We start from the raw sequence: 18,129 nt of genomic DNA on the forward strand, positions 1-18,129 counted from the left end.
ATTTTTCAGCTTTAAGGTTTAGTATTGGGAGTAAATATAATAGGTTTTAATATATTATTATAATTTTTTTTGTTCATTTTATAATTAAACTATTAAGCACTAAATATTTACTATATTCCGTTGCAGATATTGCATATTTACTCTATAATAGGCACCTTTATCAAACCTGAACCAAAGCAATAACGCTTATGATCCGCTATGCCAAACTACCGTTGTATTTTGATCTGAATGGAATAAAGCAACAACTATCGGCTTTAAACAATCAATGGCAGGAGCATTTTAACACCAGTTATTACGAAGGCTCGTGGAAAGTGCTGGCCTTACGATCGCCGGGAGGCAATGCCCAAAACATTATACCCGATTTGATAGCAGATAGTGATTACCGGGATACGGCTTTTATGCAACATTTCCCCTCGGTATCTGCATTATTATCCACACTTAACTGCCCGGTAATGGCGGTGCGTTTTTTAAACCTACAGACTGGTGCAGTAATTAAACCCCATCGTGATCATGAACTGGCCTTTGAAAAAGGCGAAGCACGTTTGCACTTCCCCATCATCACCAACCCACAGGTTTCATTTACTGTTGAGGATGAAAGTATCCCTTTACAGGAAGGTGACTGCTGGTATATCAACGCCAACTTAACCCACAGTGTGGTTAACATGGGTACCGCCGACAGGATACACCTTGTTATTGATTGCCAGGTAAACAGCTGGCTAAAACAACTGATGAGCAGTGCCACCACCGTATCGCACCATACCGCGGATAATAATCTCCCTGACATTATCAGGGAACTGCGGATGCAGAATACCGATACATCCAATAACCTGGCCCATCAGCTGGAGCAACAGCTGTTAACCGTGAATATTAATACATCAATTATTTAAACCCTATGCCCCATCTGTCTCTGAAAAACTGGATCCCTTATAAATTTGATAAAGAGTTTTGCTATTGGCTAAACACCTTTAACGAACCTTTTACCGCTCCGTTTTTTGACGATACCATTAGCAGGTGCAAAAGATTAGCTTATGCACATGCCTCATTTAAACCAGTGAGCCATGTGGAGATGTTGAATGAATGGTCGGACGGTTTAGATTACCTTGAGCCAACGGCTTTTATTTTTCATATCTCGCGCTGCGGTTCAACGCTGGTATCGCAACTGCTGGCCACTACAGATGAACATATTACGCTCTCGGAAGTTCCCTTTTTTGATGACCTGCTCCGTTTGCCTTTCCAGAATACAGTTTTTGATGAAACCGATGTATCCGGATTATTGCGGGCTGCAATCCGCTTTTACGGGCAAAAAAGAACCGGGCGCGAGCAACATTTATTTATTAAAACAGATAGCTGGCACATCCTCTTTTATCAACAATTACGGGCTCTGTACCCTCATGTACCGTTTATTTTGATATACCGCAGCCCCGATGAGGTATTAACATCGCACCTGAAAATTCCGGGAATGCAGGCCGTGCCGGGTTTGATAGAGCCGCGGGTATTTGGATTTAACCCGGATGAGATCACCTATAATCGTCCGGATATTTATGTTGCGCAAGTATTGGAAAAATACCTTGAACAGTACCAGCATGTTCTTAATACCGACAGCAATTGCCTGCTTCTTAATTACAATGAAGGCCCTATGGCTATGATCAATAAGATAGCAGCCTTTACCAATACCACTATTAGCCAGGAAGTATTAGCTATAATGAGCCAGCGAAGCCAATACCACTCAAAAAGGCCAAATGAAGCCTTTACAGAAGAACTCCGGCCACAAAGGCTAACTTATATAAACCGGGCCATGGGGCTTTATGATGAGCTTGAAGCACTGGTATTAAAATAGAAAAGGCAGCCAAATAGCCGCCTTTTACTGAACTTGATTGTATTAATTTACAGAAAAGCTGTTAATTGCTTTTTCAAACGCGGTATCCTGAACTACAGGGATAGATAAGCCTTCAACCCTTACCACCTCAATATCGGTAAGGCCTAAAAAGCCTAAAATGGTTTTCAGGTAAGGTATAGCATGGTCATACGCCTGCATTGGGCCTTCGGTATAAATACCGCCCGAAGCCATGGCAATATATAACTTCTTGTTCTGAATTAAGCCCTGCGGGCCGTTTTCATCGTATTTAAAGGTAATACCAGCCCTCGCAATGTGGTCTATCCACGCTTTTAATGAAGCGTGGATGCTAAAATTGTATAAAGGCGCGCCAATAACTATAATATCTGCGTCCATTAATTGCGCAATAGCTTCGTCAGAATGTCTTGCAGCTTCTGCGCTTTCGGGGGTACGTTGTTCAACCGGGGTAAAAAAAGAAGCAAGGTGCGCCTCTTCTAATACCGGGAACTGCTCTTTTACCAGGTTTCTTTCGGTAACTGTGCTGCCTGGATAAGTTGCCTTAAGTTTTTCAACTATCTGGTTCCCCAGCTTAATGCTAACTGACTCTGACCCTCTTGGGCTGGAAATAATGTGAAGTATCTTTTTCATTTGGTGTATCTGATTAATGAAACAAAATTACCTCCATTTAACCCGTCTGTACCCCGGCTATCCTAAAGGATAGTAGTATCCTTTAGGATAGCGAGTAGCAATTATATCAGTAAATCAACAACTTACACCAACTCCAGTTGCCCAATGGCTTTGCGTGAAAGCAAATGCTTATGCATCATATAATAAACGGCAAGCTCCTGTTTACGCTGCTCGGTTATAAAAATGCGATTGAAATGCATATGTACTATATCGGCCAGTATTTGTAGTTTTTTTTCATTATTGAAACCTTGCATTTTAATTTTCAGAGTGCAAAGTGAGCTCATGAACTGTTCATGTTCGGCCTTTAGTTGAAGTCGGGTATAAAAATCTGTGTCATTTGGCAGTGGATCAAGCCGGGCTTTTAAACTCCGGTATTTTTGGTCAAGGGATACTTTAAGTGATTTATCGCCATTGAACTCAGCAAATAAGCTTTGCCACACCTGTGCAGTAAATTCAATTCGCTGCCCTGCCGAATCTAAAAACAAATGGAGCATGTCATTTAATGAAATGAACGCCAGTTTATAAGTTTGGCTGGCTGTTTCGATAAATTCGGTATTTTGAATGTATTTGCAGATAAGTGCGCTGCTTTTGTTAAATATATCCTCAATATGCTCAATGAGCAAAGGGTTATAGCGTTCCAGCTCCCGGTGATATACATGTGCCTGGTAATCCTGTATCAACTCTGCATTACCGTTGCGCTCAAATGATTGCCGCAGCCTGCTGATCACTTGCCCAATTGCACCATTTTTCAGCTTTAACCGCAGCCTGATGTGCGGCAACGGATCATGATAACGGATAAAAAACCAGGTATCCAGCTGCTCGCTGTCAATTTCGTTTAAAGCCTTTTGCAATGGTCCGCCCAATAAATGATTTGAGGCCTGTTCATGGCAGTAAATCTTCAAATAAACCCATGGGCTACCAAGAGCATAGGCCCGTTCGGTATTATTATAGTTTGTATCATCAAACAGCTGGGGCTTGTAAACCTCATCGATATTATTAATAAACGAAACAAACTGACTGATCATGGGCTTCCCTCCTGCCTCTGTAACCGGAAAGCTTTCAGGCATCAGATACTCCTGAAGCTGTATATTTTTTGTCCCCCTGACACAATTGAGCAAAAACAGTTTTTGATCGTGGCATTGCAGATCGAACACCAATTGCTGATCGCCCTGGGTAAGGGCCACATACCGGGGTAGATTTTTTTCGCGGATCAACTGATCTATATCTTTTGGTGATTTAATGTCGGCCTCTTTCAGGTACCATTTGGCGGCACTTATAATTACATCGCCTAAAGTAATGCGGGGATATTCATTTAGCCCAGGGAAAAACTGTTCGGGATCAAATGACAGGCTGCTTTGCACACCCTGGTATTGCAGATCACACAAAAAACGAAAGGCTGCCAGATCATGATGAATATAGTTATAAGCCGATGCCAGCCTCGGGATGATCTGCTTATTGAGTTTTATGGACCGAAGCACTAATTGCCCATTTCGACAGGAGATCAGCAGATCGGCCAGTGGAAGTTGGTATTGCTCGGGCACATTTGATCCGGCATTAATTACAATCTCATACGCATAAAGCGATGCCCTCCGGTTAATATTATCGGCATGTATGCCCGATACCTGGGCTATATCTGCAAACACAACACCTGGGTTTGCCGCTTGTTCCTGGCTAATGATACTTTTGGCGGTAGTTAATAACTCATTGCTCAGGCAGGTGAACCGGCCCATAATTGCGGTGGCGGTTACCCCTCCTGCCGATTCCAGGAACAACTGACGGCCCAACCCTCTAAAAAATACGGTAAAAGATGGCGGTAAGGGGTGTTGCTCCTGGTTGCCGGTATTCAGATCATCAAACGTTAATACAATACCATCGGGCGAACTTAGCGGACTAACCCATCGCCTGAAAAGCAACTTGTGTAAATCTGTCCATTGTACACTTGCTGAAGGCTCCGGGGTTTTGAAGACCAGATCGGTCAGCAGTTCATCTTCTACATATCGCGCGGCCAGGCCTGCATAACCTATTCCTGTTTCAGGATCAAGCGCCTGTAAAAGCGAAACCTCCCGGAGGTCATATCGTTTTTTAAACTCGTCGGTAAATTTTTGCAGTTGCACCGGTTGATTTGCGGGCAGCGCATGATAAAGGGCTTCCAGCGTACTTTTTATTTTTTGCTGATAATGCAGCGGTACGCCGCCCGCTTTAATTGGCCTGCTTGTATTAGCGTAAAAAAAATGCTTCGGAGGCGCAATCTCATTTGCCGTAAAATGATGGTTCATTTGCGCTGCAAGGGCCTGCACCTTTTCAGAGCTGTTATCTGTATTACTTGACGGTAATTGTTGGATAATTGTTTGAGGGAGGCTCGGGTACTGCCTGCATAATTTTGTCAGATAATCATCGCCGGCAATGTTCGGGTAATTATCGGCTTTGATAAACTGCAGTTCAAAAAGTGCTCTTATATAATCTTCAGCATCGGTAGCGCTCCACCCGGTAAACCCGGCAATATGTTGAGTAAGGGGTTGCAGGGTAGTCTTTAGCTTTAAAAAATCGATAATAAGATCAAGCAGTTCGTCCTGATCAATGGCTTCAAGGTTAAATTGAAGCTTTTTGAGGGTAAAATCTATATCGGTAGTAATAAACCGGTATTCGTTCATTACCCGGTAAAGGGTTGGGTTTAATTGTAATCCGGCATCGTTAAAACTATTGTGAAATATTGGCTCTGTAAGTTTAAGCACTACTTCCTGATCCCAGTTAAGATGAAGTTTAGCTGCTGATAAATGATCAAGCATAAGTGTATTGGCATCAACACTCCACTGCGTTGCCGAAAAAGAAGAAAAGCCGCCAAAGGGTGTGGGCCGGTAATGCATCCGGTTGATGTATTTAAGCAAGGTGAGCCGCTGCTTGTCGTTCAATGCCGAGGCGTTAAACTTTTTGCTTTCAAGCAAGGTAAATAATTCGGGACTGGCTAAGTATAACGCCCGATGAAAAAGGGGGTCTGCAAGTAATTCGGGCAGCCGGGCAATACTGTAATCAATAAAGCTATAGTAGGGCGACCGCACCATTACTGATGAATTAAACTGACAGTTTTTCATTTGTTTTATAATTGGGGGTAAGTTTTGGTGTTAAACACAAAAAGCGGAACACATCCGCTTTTTGTTTGAAGATCATTTACCTGACCGTACCGATCATCAATAAACTATCTGCCGGCGTTAAAAACAATCGCTGTTGTGGTGGTAATCAGCGTTGTAGTATCACCTTTGTCTGTAAAGTTATCGCCGTTACCAGCTTCAGTAAAACGATAAATTGGCCTTCTTTTAGGCAGATTTTTTTTCCAAACTTTCTTTTCCATAATTTTTATTTTTGATTGAATTTAAGGCAGTAAGTTTGCATGAAAAAAAATGTTACGCTAAACGGTAGATACGCATGGTAAAGGAGGTTTTGGAAAGGGTAAACACAATTAACAAGAGGTTAATTTACAGTCATATCATTGGCTGGTTTGTGTTTATTACTTACGAGCAAACGGCTGTTTATTTTATAACGCACCGAAGCACGCCTTTATTTGATAGCTTTTTACACTATGCACTTTATATACTATTGTTTTATTGTAACTACCTTATATTCTCGATATACACTACCACTAAGAAACTATTCGGGCTTAAACTGATCATCGGTATTATTTTGGAGCTTGTTGTTTATTCTATATTAAGCTTTAGTATCAATGTGATAATGGCCAAGGCTCATATAGCAACTACCTGGTCGGCAAGCAATGTGGTAAGTTTTGTAGCTGCCATTATTTGGCGGGCCATTTATTTTATGCTGATGAGCACCGGTTACTGGCTTGCCATTTACCTATATCATACCAGAACACATAACGATAAGCTTATTCAGCAACAGTTATTAACAGATAATCAAAACCTTGAATTACAAAAGCAGGTTGTTATTGCAGAAAACGCTTATCTCAAGGCCCAGATTAACCCTCACCTGTTATTCAACTCGCTTAACTTTGTTTATAACACCATCTACAAAATTTCTGATAAAGCCGCGGATGCGGTAATTTTGCTTTCAGAGATTACCCGGTATTCACTGCAACAATTAGATGCCCGCGGCGAACAAAAGCTGAGCGAAGAAATTAACCAGGTTGAAAATGTTATTAAGCTTAACCAAATACGGTTTAGGGAGCAGCTTCAAATTCAACTTAAAGTAGACGATATACCCGAAAACTTCAGGATTCCGCCGCTGGTACTGATCACCTTTATTGAAAACATTTTTAAATATGCCGACCTTTATGACCCTGCCAAGCCCGCTATGGTACATATATGGGCTACCGACGGCATCTTTCATTTTCGCTCGGTGAATCAATTTACTGAAAAGAAAAAAACCATTAGTCATGGCATTGGGTTAAACAATGTACGATTACGCCTTCAAAGCGCTTATCCTGAGAAACATAACCTGCGAATTACATCAGAAGATAATACTTATATTGTGGAGTTAGATATACAAATGGCCTATGCTGAAGAGCTTTATCCTTGATGACGAACAACATGCAATTGATGTATTAACCGATTATATTGACCGTACCCCTAATATTACATTGGTAGGAGCTGATGTATCGCCATTAAACGCACTCAAAAGTATCAGCAGCCTTACACCAGATATTTTATTTCTGGATATTGATATGCCCCAGATATCGGGCATGGATTTTTTGAAGATCATTAACGAAAATATATTTGTTGTATTAACCACCGGCCATACAGAATATGCTGTTGAAGCCTATACGCTTGATATTGCCGATTATTTATTGAAACCTATCTCGTATGACAGGTTTGCCAATTGCTGCCAGCGCCTCACCAAAAAAATCAATGAGCATAACCTGAACAAGTCTGAGCAGCACCAGGATTTTTTCTACATACAATCTGACATTAAATCAAAAATGATTCAGATTGTGATGGATGATCTGTACTATGTGCAAAGCCTTAACAATTATGTTATCCTTTATCATCAGAGCGATAAGATAATCGCTTATCTTACATTGAAGGAGATGGAGCAGTTTTTACCGGCCGACCGTTTTTCGCGGATCCATAAATCATACATTGTAAATGACTCAAAAATAAAAACCATTGAAATGGGACACGTTATTTTACAAAGTAAACCCGTTGTGGCCTTACCCATCGGGTTAAAATACCATGAGCCCTTTTTTGCCAAAATTCAGAAATTATTACTCAAAAGGGGATCAAAAGACAGTATAATACCTGGTAAACCCAGCAAGCCTAATACATAGGCTCAGGATGAAAGTCTTTTTGATACAGGTATTTGGTGCTGCAATTTATCGAGCAGCGTGTTTTTAAACGACAAGCTGATGGGTATCTCTACACCATTCTTCATGATGATCATACGGGGGGTGATATAGTTGATATGCCTGTGGCTTACTATAAAAGAACGATGCACACGTGAAAACTGGCTTTCGGGCAGATAGTTAATGATCTCGCTGATCATCATATAAATGGTGGTTGTTTCCGTTTCGGTAGTCACAATAACATAGTTTTTCTGACTCTCTATGTAAACAATCTCATTTAGTTCAACCCTGAGCATTTTACCTTCGTCGCCTTTTAAAAAGAGGGCATCGGTATCATCTTCTTTGTGGTTTTTTTCATTGGTAGTATTAAATGTTAACAACCGCTGAATCACCTTCAAAAACTTGGCATAGGTTACAGGTTTTAGCAAATAAGCAAAACCCTCACGCTCAAATGCCTTAAGTGCAAAATCCTCATGCCCTGAAGTAAATATTACTATACATTTTTCGCCCAGTAGTTCGGCCAGATCAAGCCCTGTTAGTATGGGCATATCAATATCGGTTATCAGTACGTCGGGAATAGGGCCATTCTTAATTTGGGCCAGGGCTGCGGTAGGTATATTTGAACTTCCTATTAATTTAAGCCCTGGGGTTTGTTCCACGTAATCGCACATGGTTTCCAGTGCATGAAATTCGTCATCAACAACAAAACAGTTTAGCATAGATCAAGGTTATGATCACAATTATTAGGTAAAAGTAGAAAAAATTAAAGGTTTGTACCAAAATAAGCCGCAATTAATACAACCCGATAAAATTACATCACTTAACAATTTGATAATTTATAATATTGAATAAGGTAAAATAAAATAGCGATATTTTTCAGTAACTTAATATCCGAAGCCATGATGGAAGCAGCAGAAGAACATGTGCGCAATAATGCCGGTATCAACCCGATATCAGTTCAGGAAAACAAAAACAACATAGCCGACCCTGACGATTTGCATGAAATGCAGGTTGATGATGATTTAAACGAGCCCGATGCAGAAGCGGATTATGCTCCCGGTCCGGGTGCTGGTGATAATCAGCCGGAAGATTCAACGTCGGCATCAGATCAGGATTAAAACAAAAGCATTAAGTCACTCAGCTTTGTCCTGATAGTTTTAACATCAAGAATTACGCGTTTTAATTCCTGAAATAGTCGCTGGCTTTATAAACAGCTTCCACCCATATTCCGGAATCAGGATTTAATACAAACTCGCTCACGCCAACCCTATTTGCCCCCGGCGCCCAATTGTAAGCATAGCCCATTCGTGTCCATGGGTAATAAACCCCGGTACTGGTGAGTGGTTGAAAATAGGACGTAATAACATAGTTATTAAACCAAAGTTTATATTCCAGGCTTACGTTTGTTGATAACGTACCTGAAGCACTTGGTACCGTAACGTCAGGGCTTCCTGCGGGCCGGAAAACATTGTTTACCTGGATATTGTTCATAAAGGTGGCCATTAATACATAGTTTTTACCGTGAATTGTTTTCCACTGCAACACCGGATTCGTTGCCGTTAGTGTCATCAATGTATCAATATTCCGGGTACTGTCGGCAACCATGGCTAGTTTAGTGGCCGCATTGTAAATCTTCGTAAATTCATTGCTTTGCGCGTTCGCCAGGGTACTTTTGCATACCATTACAAGCAGCAGGATAATTGCAGTTAGTTTTTTCATGATAAGAGGTTTTAGGTTATTGGTTTGAGCATAGGTAGCTCTCATTATTATTGTTCAAAGGTTAGGTAACAAAAAAACATCTGCCATCATTAATCATTCCTTATCAGGAAACTCATAAAATGATAGGATCAATATCATCTGCGGGGAATCCTTCTTACACCGGCAAATGATTTATAATAAAGTTAAATGTTATTTGTAAAAAACATTGCCTTTTAAGTAAAAATTTAACCTTCACTAAAGGGATTGATTTTATGTTTAAAAAGTTGAACAGTCAATGTTATCGAAAGAAAAAATGGTATTTAAAGCATTTTTAAATTGTAACGTTTTCACTACAATTAAGTATAAAGGACAACTTTAAGCAATATCCTAAGGCTCATATTACATTAATGGCAAGGAGTTTGTTTAGTATTACTGAGATTGTGGTTATATAAAATATCCGGTAATACTCATATTAACTATTGATTATTACCCCTTCGAGTCCGCTCATTTTTTTGGGCGGGCTTTGTTTTTAATAAGTCCCCAAAAGCTCAATACGATCTTGAGCTTAAATCTAAACTACAGAGTAATCCGTGGTTATTTTTATGTCCAAAATAAATCCCTGAGATGATCGAGCGTTAATGGCTTACTGATGAGCTGAGTTGGAACAACATGCTCGTGCGCACGGTCAATGTCGTATCGAAATATAGAAGATGTTAAAATGATTACGCTGCATTGTTTTTGGAACCCGCGCTTTTGATATTCATCTAAAAAACCCCAACCGTCCAATACCGGCATTCGCAAATCCAAAAAAATAAAATCCGGAAAAGAATTATCTTTTGAAACTGTTTTTTCAAGAAACCCAAGTGCCTCCGCACCATTAGTACAGGCAATCACCTCTGATTCAGGCGACAAACGATGGATCAATCTTTCGACAATGAAATTATTAATTTCGTCATCATCAATAATCAGCACTTGCGCAGGGTTGCAGAACGCCATAATTTGGTTTTGGTTATTTGTTTTTATTTATCGTGTTCGTTTTCAAGATGGTATTATGATCTCCGCAGGAAAACTATTCTGGATCTTTTGATGGATCAGGAAAATCATATCATCCATTTCTGAACTGCACTGGTTTAATAATCGTAATATTTCCTGCTTTTCGCTTTCAGTTCCCCGGTTGTTCAACAAGCTTATCAATCCAATCATATTAGCGACGGGCCGCCTAATTTCGTGCGAGCTCATCCAGGCTATATTCCTTAACAGTTCGTTCTGCCGGTTTATCTCTTCTTCCTTTTCTTTTCTGGAAGTTACATCCTGACATATTGTTACATATCCTGTATAATTACCGCTACTGTCATATGCCGGACTAAGCTTGGCCGAAACCCACACCTGAACCTGTGTTTTGCTAAAAACCATGAGGTCAACAGCAAAGCTTTCCCGCTTTCGCTGTTTTTCTTTCAATTGTTCTAAATCAGAAAAATCCAGGCCAGATCCCCCTAAGAATTCCATTGGGAACCGCCCGGCTACCTCATTCAGTGTGTAACCGGTCATCTCTTCAAACGCTTTGTTTACCCATGTAATACGCTGATCTGTATCGGTTATTATTATCATATTACTTACCTGGGTAATAATATTCGCAAGCCTCACGTTCTCCCTATTGGCCCGTTTTAAAGCATCGATATCCTTAATGGCGCCAATCAGTCTTACAGCCTCTTTCTTTTCATTAAATACGTAATATCCCTGATCCATCACGTATTTATAATTACCTGATCCGCAATTGATGCGATACTCGCATTCCCAATTGGTACTGCCTTGCCTGCGGATCTTTTCCTGACTGCTCACCACTTCTGCCAGATCATCCGGATGGATAAGACTACGCCACCAGCTCAGATTATGCGCTATGTCATCGGGTGATACTTCTACCAAATGTGTCAGGCTGGTATTATATTCTATATGGTCACGAACTATATCCATGTCATAAACAACGTCATGCGTGGCCTGGGCCACAAGTTCATAGCGCTCTACCGCTTCTTTGAGTTTAATATCTTTAAGCTTATTTTCGGTTATATCTGTAAAATAAACGGATACGCCTTCATCTGTAGGATATGCGGCGAGCCTAATCCATTTTTCAAGGATTTGGGAGTATTCTTCCAATTTAACGATCACCCGGCTTTCCAGTGCCTTTTGATACGCCGGATAAAACTTATTTTTCTCTTTGGGAAATAGGGAGAAAATATCTTCCCCAACAATATGGTCATGGTCTTTGAACAGCGAAAGAAACGCGTTATTCACACGGGTTACCTTCATGTCCCAATCTAAGGCAAAAAAAACATCGCTGATGCTGTTAAGTGTATGCTCAAAGCTGTGCAGGTACCGGTTCCGCTCCTCTTCCAGTTGCTTAAATTCCGTAACATCCTGTAGCGAGCCTAAAATTTTCAATCTTAAACTATCTGACGGATCAACTTTTGCTATCTGCCGAATATAGCGGGTACTCCCGTCAACAGCTACAATCCTATGGATCACATTCATAGGTTTATTGTTGCTAATTAACTCCTGCAGCGCATTGATCATCAATTGCCTGTCTTCCGGATAAATATGTTTTATGTAAATATCAAATGCCTCTCTCGGGTCGCATTTTTCGATACCCGTGATCTGGTATAACTCGTCTGACCAGATGAGGTTGTTATTTTCAGGATAGTATTCCCATCCGGCTATTTTTGAAATGAGCTGTGTTTCCCTTAGTTTACGTTTTTCAATAAGCAGATCGGTATTGATCTTTTCTAACTGCTCTTCAAACTGCACCCGTTCCGTAATATCTTTAGCCATAACCAACACCCCTTGTTTATTGGAGAAATTGATCTTATGGGAGGTGATATTAACATCAATCAGTTGACCGTTTTGCTTAATATGGCGCCAGCGACCACTCTGATTAAGTTTATCTGATATTTCATGGGCCGCATTCTTCGTTTTTTCCGCGTCCTCCGCCGGACGAATATCTAATATCGATTTACTTAAAAATTGTTTTTTACTATATCCATATGAAGCTACCGCCGCATCGTTCACCGAAACTATTTGCAAAGTTTCCGAATCATATATCCACATTGGGTTGGGATTTGATTCATATATATCACGGTACTGCTGTTCGCTCCGCAACAATTCTTTTTTATCTGAGTTGATAAGCAGGTACAAAAACAGGCCGTTTATCGTAACAAAAAAATACCCCTTAACCGATCCGATCCATAACAGCTGGGCATTGGTCAACGTGCTTTCCATATTAAAAAGCAGGCGATCGCTGCATGTGATCCACACCAGGCTCACAATTAGATATATGCACGCAATTTTTAAAGCACCAAATCTCATAAACGGTATAAGTTCAGGATTGTGGTTAAACGGTGAGATTAATTAATAGTTACATTTTAAAGTGAGATTTACTCAAACCCGGCGCATTATAAACCGGATAAATCATGCACCTTTTTCATTAAACCTTAATATAGAATTAACCTCATGACATATCCTGAAGTGATTATCTTTGCGCCAGATTTGAGCAATGGAAACAGCTTTACCCAAAATAGATACCGAGCTGTTAGAAGGACTGCGGAATGACGAAGCAGGAGCTTTTGAAAATTTATTTAATAAACACTGGCGAAGTTTATACGAAAGTGCCCGCCGGAGGCTTAAAGACGAGGTCGCGGCCGAAGATATAGTTCAGGATATTTTTGCCAGCGTTTGGCAAAGGCGTCATACACTTGAAATTAACACCACTGTTGAAGGTTATCTGCACACTGCGTTAAAGTACAAGATCATTAAACTGGCAAGTTCGGCCAATTTGCATGAAGAAGCTGTTCAGCACCTGTTACACCGGATGGAACAGATGGAGGAAACCATTCTTGATGTTTTAATTGCCGAAGATGTAAAACACACCTTAAAAGATGCAATCGCATTTTTCCCCGAAAACATGCAGAAAATATTTATGCTTCGGGTTGAAAACTATAACATAACCGAAATTGCCGAAGCACTTGGATTATCAAAGCAAACCGTTAAAAACAATAATACGGAGGCGTTAAAGCGCTTGAAAGCTGTTATGCTGACCAAGCACCCCGATATTAACAAATCATTTTATCTCCTCTTGATACTGTTAATGAAAAATTAACGTAAAGAAAACAATTTCTTGAAGTACTTTTTTCCCTCGAGTGGCACTATCCTCTTGTAAACGGAAAAAAGTGCAACATTCAGTATTTAAAAAACTATTACAGAAATACCTCGATAAATCCTCATCAAGGGCAGAACGGTATGTTGTTGATTCATGGTATGATTCTTTTGATCATGACAAGGGTACAGCTAATCAAGCGTTAACCGATGAAGATGCCGAAGCCATCAGATTAAGGTTGTTGCGCAAAATAATGCCGGCTCCCGTTATCAAACCATGGTTCAGATCGTCATGGGCAAGGGCGGCAGCAATATTAATTATCCCTGTTTCGGCAGCACTGATCTATTTGAAAACTTATCAAGATCACCCATCAAAGGCACAGCCGGTAACTGTTATAACTTATACAACAGGTGCAAAACAAATCAAAAAAATAATGCTGCAGGATAGTACAGTAGTATGGCTCAACGCCAACTCTGCTGTACAGGTAAAAAGCGACTACGCAAAAGCTAACCGGAGTTTGACTTTAACGGGCGAAGCTTTCTTTGAAGTTAAACATGATGCCAGTATTCCCTTTATTATTGATGCCGGCGGTATCTCCATTAAAGATATTGGGACCTCCTTCAACGTAAGTGCCTATAAAAGCCTGAATACCATAAACGTAGCTGTAAACACCGGCGTGGTTCAGGTAATGCGCAACAAAGCTCAGCTTGCCTTATTGCAGCCCGGTAAAGGGTTATCCTTCGATAAAATAACCCAAACAATTAAACTGGCTAATATCGGCATAGCCCAAACCGATTTATGGAGAAGCGGTAAAACTGTGCTGACCAGATCAAGCTTCGATGAGCTTGCCCAGGGTATGCTTAACCTTTATGGGGTGAAGCTTAACACTACTGACTCAAAAGTCAAATCATTTAAATACAATTTAACACTCAGTTCAGCGCAGTCAGAAAAATCAGCCCTGGAAATGATCTGCCTGATATTGAACAAAAAATATAAAAAGGAGGCCCCGGATGGTATAATGATCTATTAAAAAAAACAGCCGGGAAATTGCACGCAACTCCCCGGCTTAATGATTTCCGGCGGTGAAACAGTTTGGTCGCTTTAACACTGCCGGCCAGTAACCTAATTAATCAATTACTAATCATTCAAATTTATGAAAGCCAAATCATTATCACAAATGGCTTCATGAGCTTGGGTGGAAACTATTCAATAAATGGAACAAAAAAAACTGCTATTGCAGAAGATTATGCGCATAACCTCGCTTGCCAGCGTAACGATAATTGCCGCCTCCCAATTTTTGTGGGCAGGTGCATCCAGGGGCCAGTTGCTTGAAAAACGGATTAACCTGGAATATAATAAAACAACACTTTATAATCTTATTGAAGATATTCAGCATAATAACGATGTTGATTTTGCTTTTACCGATCATCTGAACCTGGAAAAAGTACAGCTTAGTAATGTACATTTCTCCAATACAACGGTTCAGGAGATACTATCAGCAGTATTGCCTCATCGTATAGTTTTTAATGAAAAAGCGGGTGTTATTACTTTATCAAGCCTGCAGGCACCGGGCAGCATTTCCGGACGTATTACCGATGAAAAGGGCGAACCTTTAATTGGTGCCACCATCAGGATAGTTGAATTGAACAGAAGTGTTAGTGCCGATACCGAAGGTAAATTTAAATTGAGCGCTCCGGTAGGTACCTACACTATTGAAGTGGCCTATATTTCTTTTACAGCACAGCGCAAAACCGGGATAGTGGTTGAAGAAGGTAAAGCAAGCATTGTAAACTTTGCCATGGCATCCGAAACCGGGAAACTGAACGAGGTTGTGGTTGTTGGTTACGGTACGCAAAAAAGGAAAGAAGTAACATCTGCCATTACAAGTGTTAAGGCTGATCAGTTTAACCAGGGTTCGGCAAGATCACCGCTGGAGTTGATCCAGGGAAAAGTTGCAGGTTTAAATATCACAAAAACCCAAGGCAACAACCCTAATTCCAGCGCATCCATACAATTAAGGGGTGTAACATCGCTTACAGGTACCACTACGCCACTTATTGTTATTGACGGTATCCCCGGCGGAAACCTTGACCTGTTGCAACAGGATGATATAGAATCATTTGATGTGCTAAAAGACGGATCAGCAGCCGCTATTTACGGTACACGTGGTAACGCAGGTGTGATACTTATTACTACTAAAAAAGGTGTGGCCGGCCCGCCTCAATATGAGTACAACACTTACTTTCAGCGCGATTATGTGAACAAAAAGCCCAACTTTTTATCTGCCGCGCAATTCAGGGAACACATTGCAGCCGGCGATATTTCAAAAGCATCAGACCTGGGCAGTTCAACTGACATGTACAACCAGCTTATCAATAATGATAATTTGAGCCAGTACCATAATTTTTCGGCCTCTGGTGGTTCTGATAAATCAAATTACAGAGCATCACTTTATTATAACGATTTTGAGGGTATCGCTAAAAATAATGGCAGGGAACAGTTTGGCGGCAGGTTAAATATTAACCAAAAGGGCCTTAAAGATAAACTGACCATGCAAATAAACATGGTTCAGAATTTTAATAAAGCCAACCTGTTGGGTGGGTCGGCCGATGATTTTGAGCAGGCTGTTTCCTGGAACCCTACAGCTCCTATCCAAAACCCCGACGGAACTTATTTTGTAATACAAGACAGGTTTAACCCAATCAGCCGTTTTGCCAACAGGATAAACGAGCGCCAGCAACAAACGTTTTCTGGTGATGGACGATTATCACTTGAACTGATCAAAAATCTTAATATCTCAGCCTTTGCATCATATCAGCGCGATAATTACAACAACAGGGTTTTCCGCTCTATGCTTGATTATGATCAGCGCCCCCAGGGTTCTTACCAGGGTACGGCATATGCCAGCAAGGAAAATGTACTTAGCTGGACTAAAACCTTTGAACCCACCATCAGCTACAAAAAACTGATAGGCGAAGATCATAGTATTTCAGGTGTAGTTGGCTATAGCTATCAATATACTACTACCGAAAGATTCAACGTGAATAATAATGGCTTTACAACCGATGGTTTCCTTGACTGGAACCTGGGTGCGGGCAGCGCTATTAACAACGTGCTTTTGCCAAGGCCCGGAATGGGAAGCTTTAAAGAGGATAATACCCTGATCGCCTTTTTTGGAAGGGTTAACTACTCTTTTAAAGAAAAATATTTCGCTCAGTTCATTTTACGCCATGAAGGTTCTTCAAGATTTGGAGATAACAACAAATGGGGTAATTTCCCAGCTGCTTCTATAGGCTGGACACTGAGCGAAGAAAGTTTCATGAAAGATGTTACCGAGGTGAATAGTTTAAAACTGCGTATTGGCTACGGTGTTACCGGTAACCAGGGTATCCCTAACTACCAATCGTTAACCACCTTAGGCACCGGTGGGGTATATCCTCAAAATGGTATCTATTATCAAACTTATGGTGCATCCAGAAACCCTAATCCTAACCTGCGCTGGGAGAAAAAAGAAGAATGGAATTTTGGATTGGATTACGCTTTGCTGAACAACCGATTAAACGGATCGATTGATGTATACAGCCGCACCACTAAAGACCTTCTTTACAATTATACTGCACAACAACCCGCCTATGTTTTAGGTAACCTGTATACCAATGTAGGTTCATTGCGCAACCATGGTATTGAGGTGGCTATCAACGCTGTACCGCTCAGGATAAAAGATTTTGAATGGCGTGTAGATCTCACTGCAAATACTCAGTTCAACAAGTTGTTAAAGCTATCTAATGATGTATTTAAAGCTACGTTCCTTACCTTCTCTGATATCCCGAATCCAGGGGCTATGGGCCCAGCTATCCGTTTAGACGAAGGCGGCCAGGTTGGTAACTTTTACGGAAAACGTTTTGCAGGCTTCACCGATGATGGCAAATGGTTATTCTATAAAGCCGATGGCAGCAAAGCCCTTGCTTCGCAAATGAATGAAAATGATAAAACCATTATCGGCAATGGTGTTCCTAAATATGTGCTGGGTTTAAACCAAACCTTCAGGTATAAAAACTTTGATCTTAATATTTTAATGAGAGGCAAGTTTGGTTTTGATATCCTGAACCTGCAGGAGATTTTTTACGGCAACAGAAAATACCTGCCAAGTAACATCTTCAACAGCGCGTTCACTACCCACGGTGCTTTGAAAGACGATCCGCAATATTCTGATTACTACATTGAAAAAGGAGATTTCGTGAAGCTTGATAACGTAACGCTGGGTTACCGCTTTAAGCTTAACTCATCATACATCCGCAATATGCGCCTTTTTGTTACCGGCCGCAACCTGTTAACAGTTACCGGTTACAAGGGCCTTGATCCGGAACTGGAAGATACCGGCTTTAATACCGGTGTAGATTCAAGGGGCTTTTACCCAAGAACAATTTCATGGACAGCAGGCTTCAGCATAGGTTTTTAATTCAATAATAATTTCCC

Annotated in this window: 15 protein-coding genes; 8 read left to right on the plus strand and 7 right to left on the minus strand. The window is 40.8% G+C overall.

What is annotated here, in order from left to right; genetic code table 11:
- The first annotated feature begins 188 nt into the window (after positions 1 to 188).
- Positions 189 to 887 carry an aspartyl/asparaginyl beta-hydroxylase domain-containing protein gene (locus QWZ01_RS02790; RefSeq protein WP_290321698.1) on the plus strand — a complete coding sequence of 233 codons (699 nt, stop codon included), beginning with the start codon at positions 189 to 191 and terminating at the stop codon, positions 885 to 887.
- Between the two features lie 5 nt (positions 888 to 892).
- Positions 893 to 1,837 carry a sulfotransferase family protein gene (locus QWZ01_RS02795; RefSeq protein ID WP_290321699.1) on the plus strand — a complete coding sequence of 315 codons (945 nt, stop codon included), beginning with the start codon at positions 893 to 895 and terminating at the stop codon, positions 1,835 to 1,837.
- A 42-nt stretch (positions 1,838 to 1,879) separates the two neighbouring features.
- Here QWZ01_RS02795 and QWZ01_RS02800 read toward each other — a convergent pair whose 3' ends face one another.
- The 3 genes from QWZ01_RS02800 to QWZ01_RS02810 all read right to left on the minus strand — a co-directional run bounded on the left by QWZ01_RS02800 (position 1,880) and on the right by QWZ01_RS02810 (position 5,867).
- Entirely contained in the window at positions 1,880 to 2,482 is a 603-nt protein-coding gene (locus tag QWZ01_RS02800) for an FMN-dependent NADH-azoreductase (protein ID WP_290321700.1), read from the minus strand.
- A 122-nt stretch (positions 2,483 to 2,604) separates the two neighbouring features.
- Positions 2,605 to 5,610: a lantibiotic dehydratase gene (locus QWZ01_RS02805; RefSeq protein ID WP_290321701.1), complete on the minus strand. Its 3,006-nt coding sequence runs from the start codon at positions 5,608 to 5,610 to the stop codon at positions 2,605 to 2,607.
- Positions 5,611 to 5,714: 104 nt separating this feature from the next.
- A complete protein-coding gene (locus QWZ01_RS02810) occupies positions 5,715 to 5,867 on the minus strand; it encodes a hypothetical protein (protein WP_290321702.1) in 153 nt (50 codons plus the stop codon).
- Positions 5,868 to 5,941: 74 nt separating this feature from the next.
- Between QWZ01_RS02810 and QWZ01_RS02815 the strand changes: the two genes are divergently transcribed.
- Both QWZ01_RS02815 and QWZ01_RS02820 read left to right on the plus strand, forming a co-directional pair.
- The gene (locus QWZ01_RS02815; protein WP_290321703.1) at positions 5,942 to 7,048 is read left to right on the plus strand and encodes a sensor histidine kinase; all 1,107 of its coding nucleotides are present in this window, start codon (positions 5,942 to 5,944) and stop codon (positions 7,046 to 7,048) included.
- Positions 7,026 to 7,796, plus strand: a complete 771-nt coding sequence (locus QWZ01_RS02820; protein ID WP_290321704.1) for a LytR/AlgR family response regulator transcription factor — start codon at positions 7,026 to 7,028, stop codon at positions 7,794 to 7,796. Before QWZ01_RS02815 ends, QWZ01_RS02820 begins: the two co-directional genes overlap by 23 nt.
- A gap of 2 nt (positions 7,797 to 7,798) precedes the next feature.
- Here QWZ01_RS02820 and QWZ01_RS02825 read toward each other — a convergent pair whose 3' ends face one another.
- The gene (locus QWZ01_RS02825) at positions 7,799 to 8,530 is read right to left on the minus strand and encodes a LytR/AlgR family response regulator transcription factor (protein WP_290321705.1); all 732 of its coding nucleotides are present in this window, start codon (positions 8,528 to 8,530) and stop codon (positions 7,799 to 7,801) included.
- Between the two features lie 180 nt (positions 8,531 to 8,710).
- Between QWZ01_RS02825 and QWZ01_RS02830 the strand changes: the two genes are divergently transcribed.
- Entirely contained in the window at positions 8,711 to 8,929 is a 219-nt protein-coding gene (locus QWZ01_RS02830) for a hypothetical protein (protein WP_290321706.1), read from the plus strand.
- Positions 8,930 to 8,990: 61 nt separating this feature from the next.
- Here the strand turns inward: QWZ01_RS02830 and QWZ01_RS02835 are convergent, their stop codons facing one another.
- The 3 genes from QWZ01_RS02835 to QWZ01_RS02845 all read right to left on the minus strand — a co-directional run bounded on the left by QWZ01_RS02835 (position 8,991) and on the right by QWZ01_RS02845 (position 12,779).
- Positions 8,991 to 9,530 (minus strand): hypothetical protein, encoded by a 540-nt coding sequence (locus QWZ01_RS02835; RefSeq protein WP_290321707.1) that lies wholly within the window; start codon positions 9,528 to 9,530, stop codon positions 8,991 to 8,993.
- Positions 9,531 to 10,109: 579 nt separating this feature from the next.
- Complete coding sequence (locus QWZ01_RS02840) at positions 10,110 to 10,505, minus strand: response regulator (RefSeq protein ID WP_290321708.1); 396 nt, start codon at positions 10,503 to 10,505, stop codon at positions 10,110 to 10,112.
- Between the two features lie 42 nt (positions 10,506 to 10,547).
- Positions 10,548 to 12,779: a PAS domain S-box protein gene (locus QWZ01_RS02845; RefSeq protein WP_290321709.1), complete on the minus strand. Its 2,232-nt coding sequence runs from the start codon at positions 12,777 to 12,779 to the stop codon at positions 10,548 to 10,550.
- A gap of 274 nt (positions 12,780 to 13,053) precedes the next feature.
- Between QWZ01_RS02845 and QWZ01_RS02850 the strand changes: the two genes are divergently transcribed.
- The 3 genes from QWZ01_RS02850 (at position 13,054) to QWZ01_RS02860 (ending at position 18,112) form a co-directional block, all read left to right on the plus strand.
- The gene (locus tag QWZ01_RS02850) at positions 13,054 to 13,656 is read left to right on the plus strand and encodes an RNA polymerase sigma factor (RefSeq protein WP_290321710.1); all 603 of its coding nucleotides are present in this window, start codon (positions 13,054 to 13,056) and stop codon (positions 13,654 to 13,656) included.
- Between the two features lie 70 nt (positions 13,657 to 13,726).
- Positions 13,727 to 14,683: a FecR family protein gene (locus QWZ01_RS02855; protein ID WP_290321711.1), complete on the plus strand. Its 957-nt coding sequence runs from the start codon at positions 13,727 to 13,729 to the stop codon at positions 14,681 to 14,683.
- Positions 14,684 to 14,866: 183 nt separating this feature from the next.
- Positions 14,867 to 18,112 carry a SusC/RagA family TonB-linked outer membrane protein gene (locus QWZ01_RS02860; protein WP_290321712.1) on the plus strand — a complete coding sequence of 1,082 codons (3,246 nt, stop codon included), beginning with the start codon at positions 14,867 to 14,869 and terminating at the stop codon, positions 18,110 to 18,112.
- Positions 18,113 to 18,129: the final 17 nt, after the last annotated feature.

The sequence above is a fragment of the Mucilaginibacter aquaedulcis genome, assembly GCF_030409325.1.
In the GTDB taxonomy this organism is placed as follows: Bacteria; Bacteroidota; Bacteroidia; order Sphingobacteriales; family Sphingobacteriaceae; genus Mucilaginibacter; species Mucilaginibacter aquaedulcis.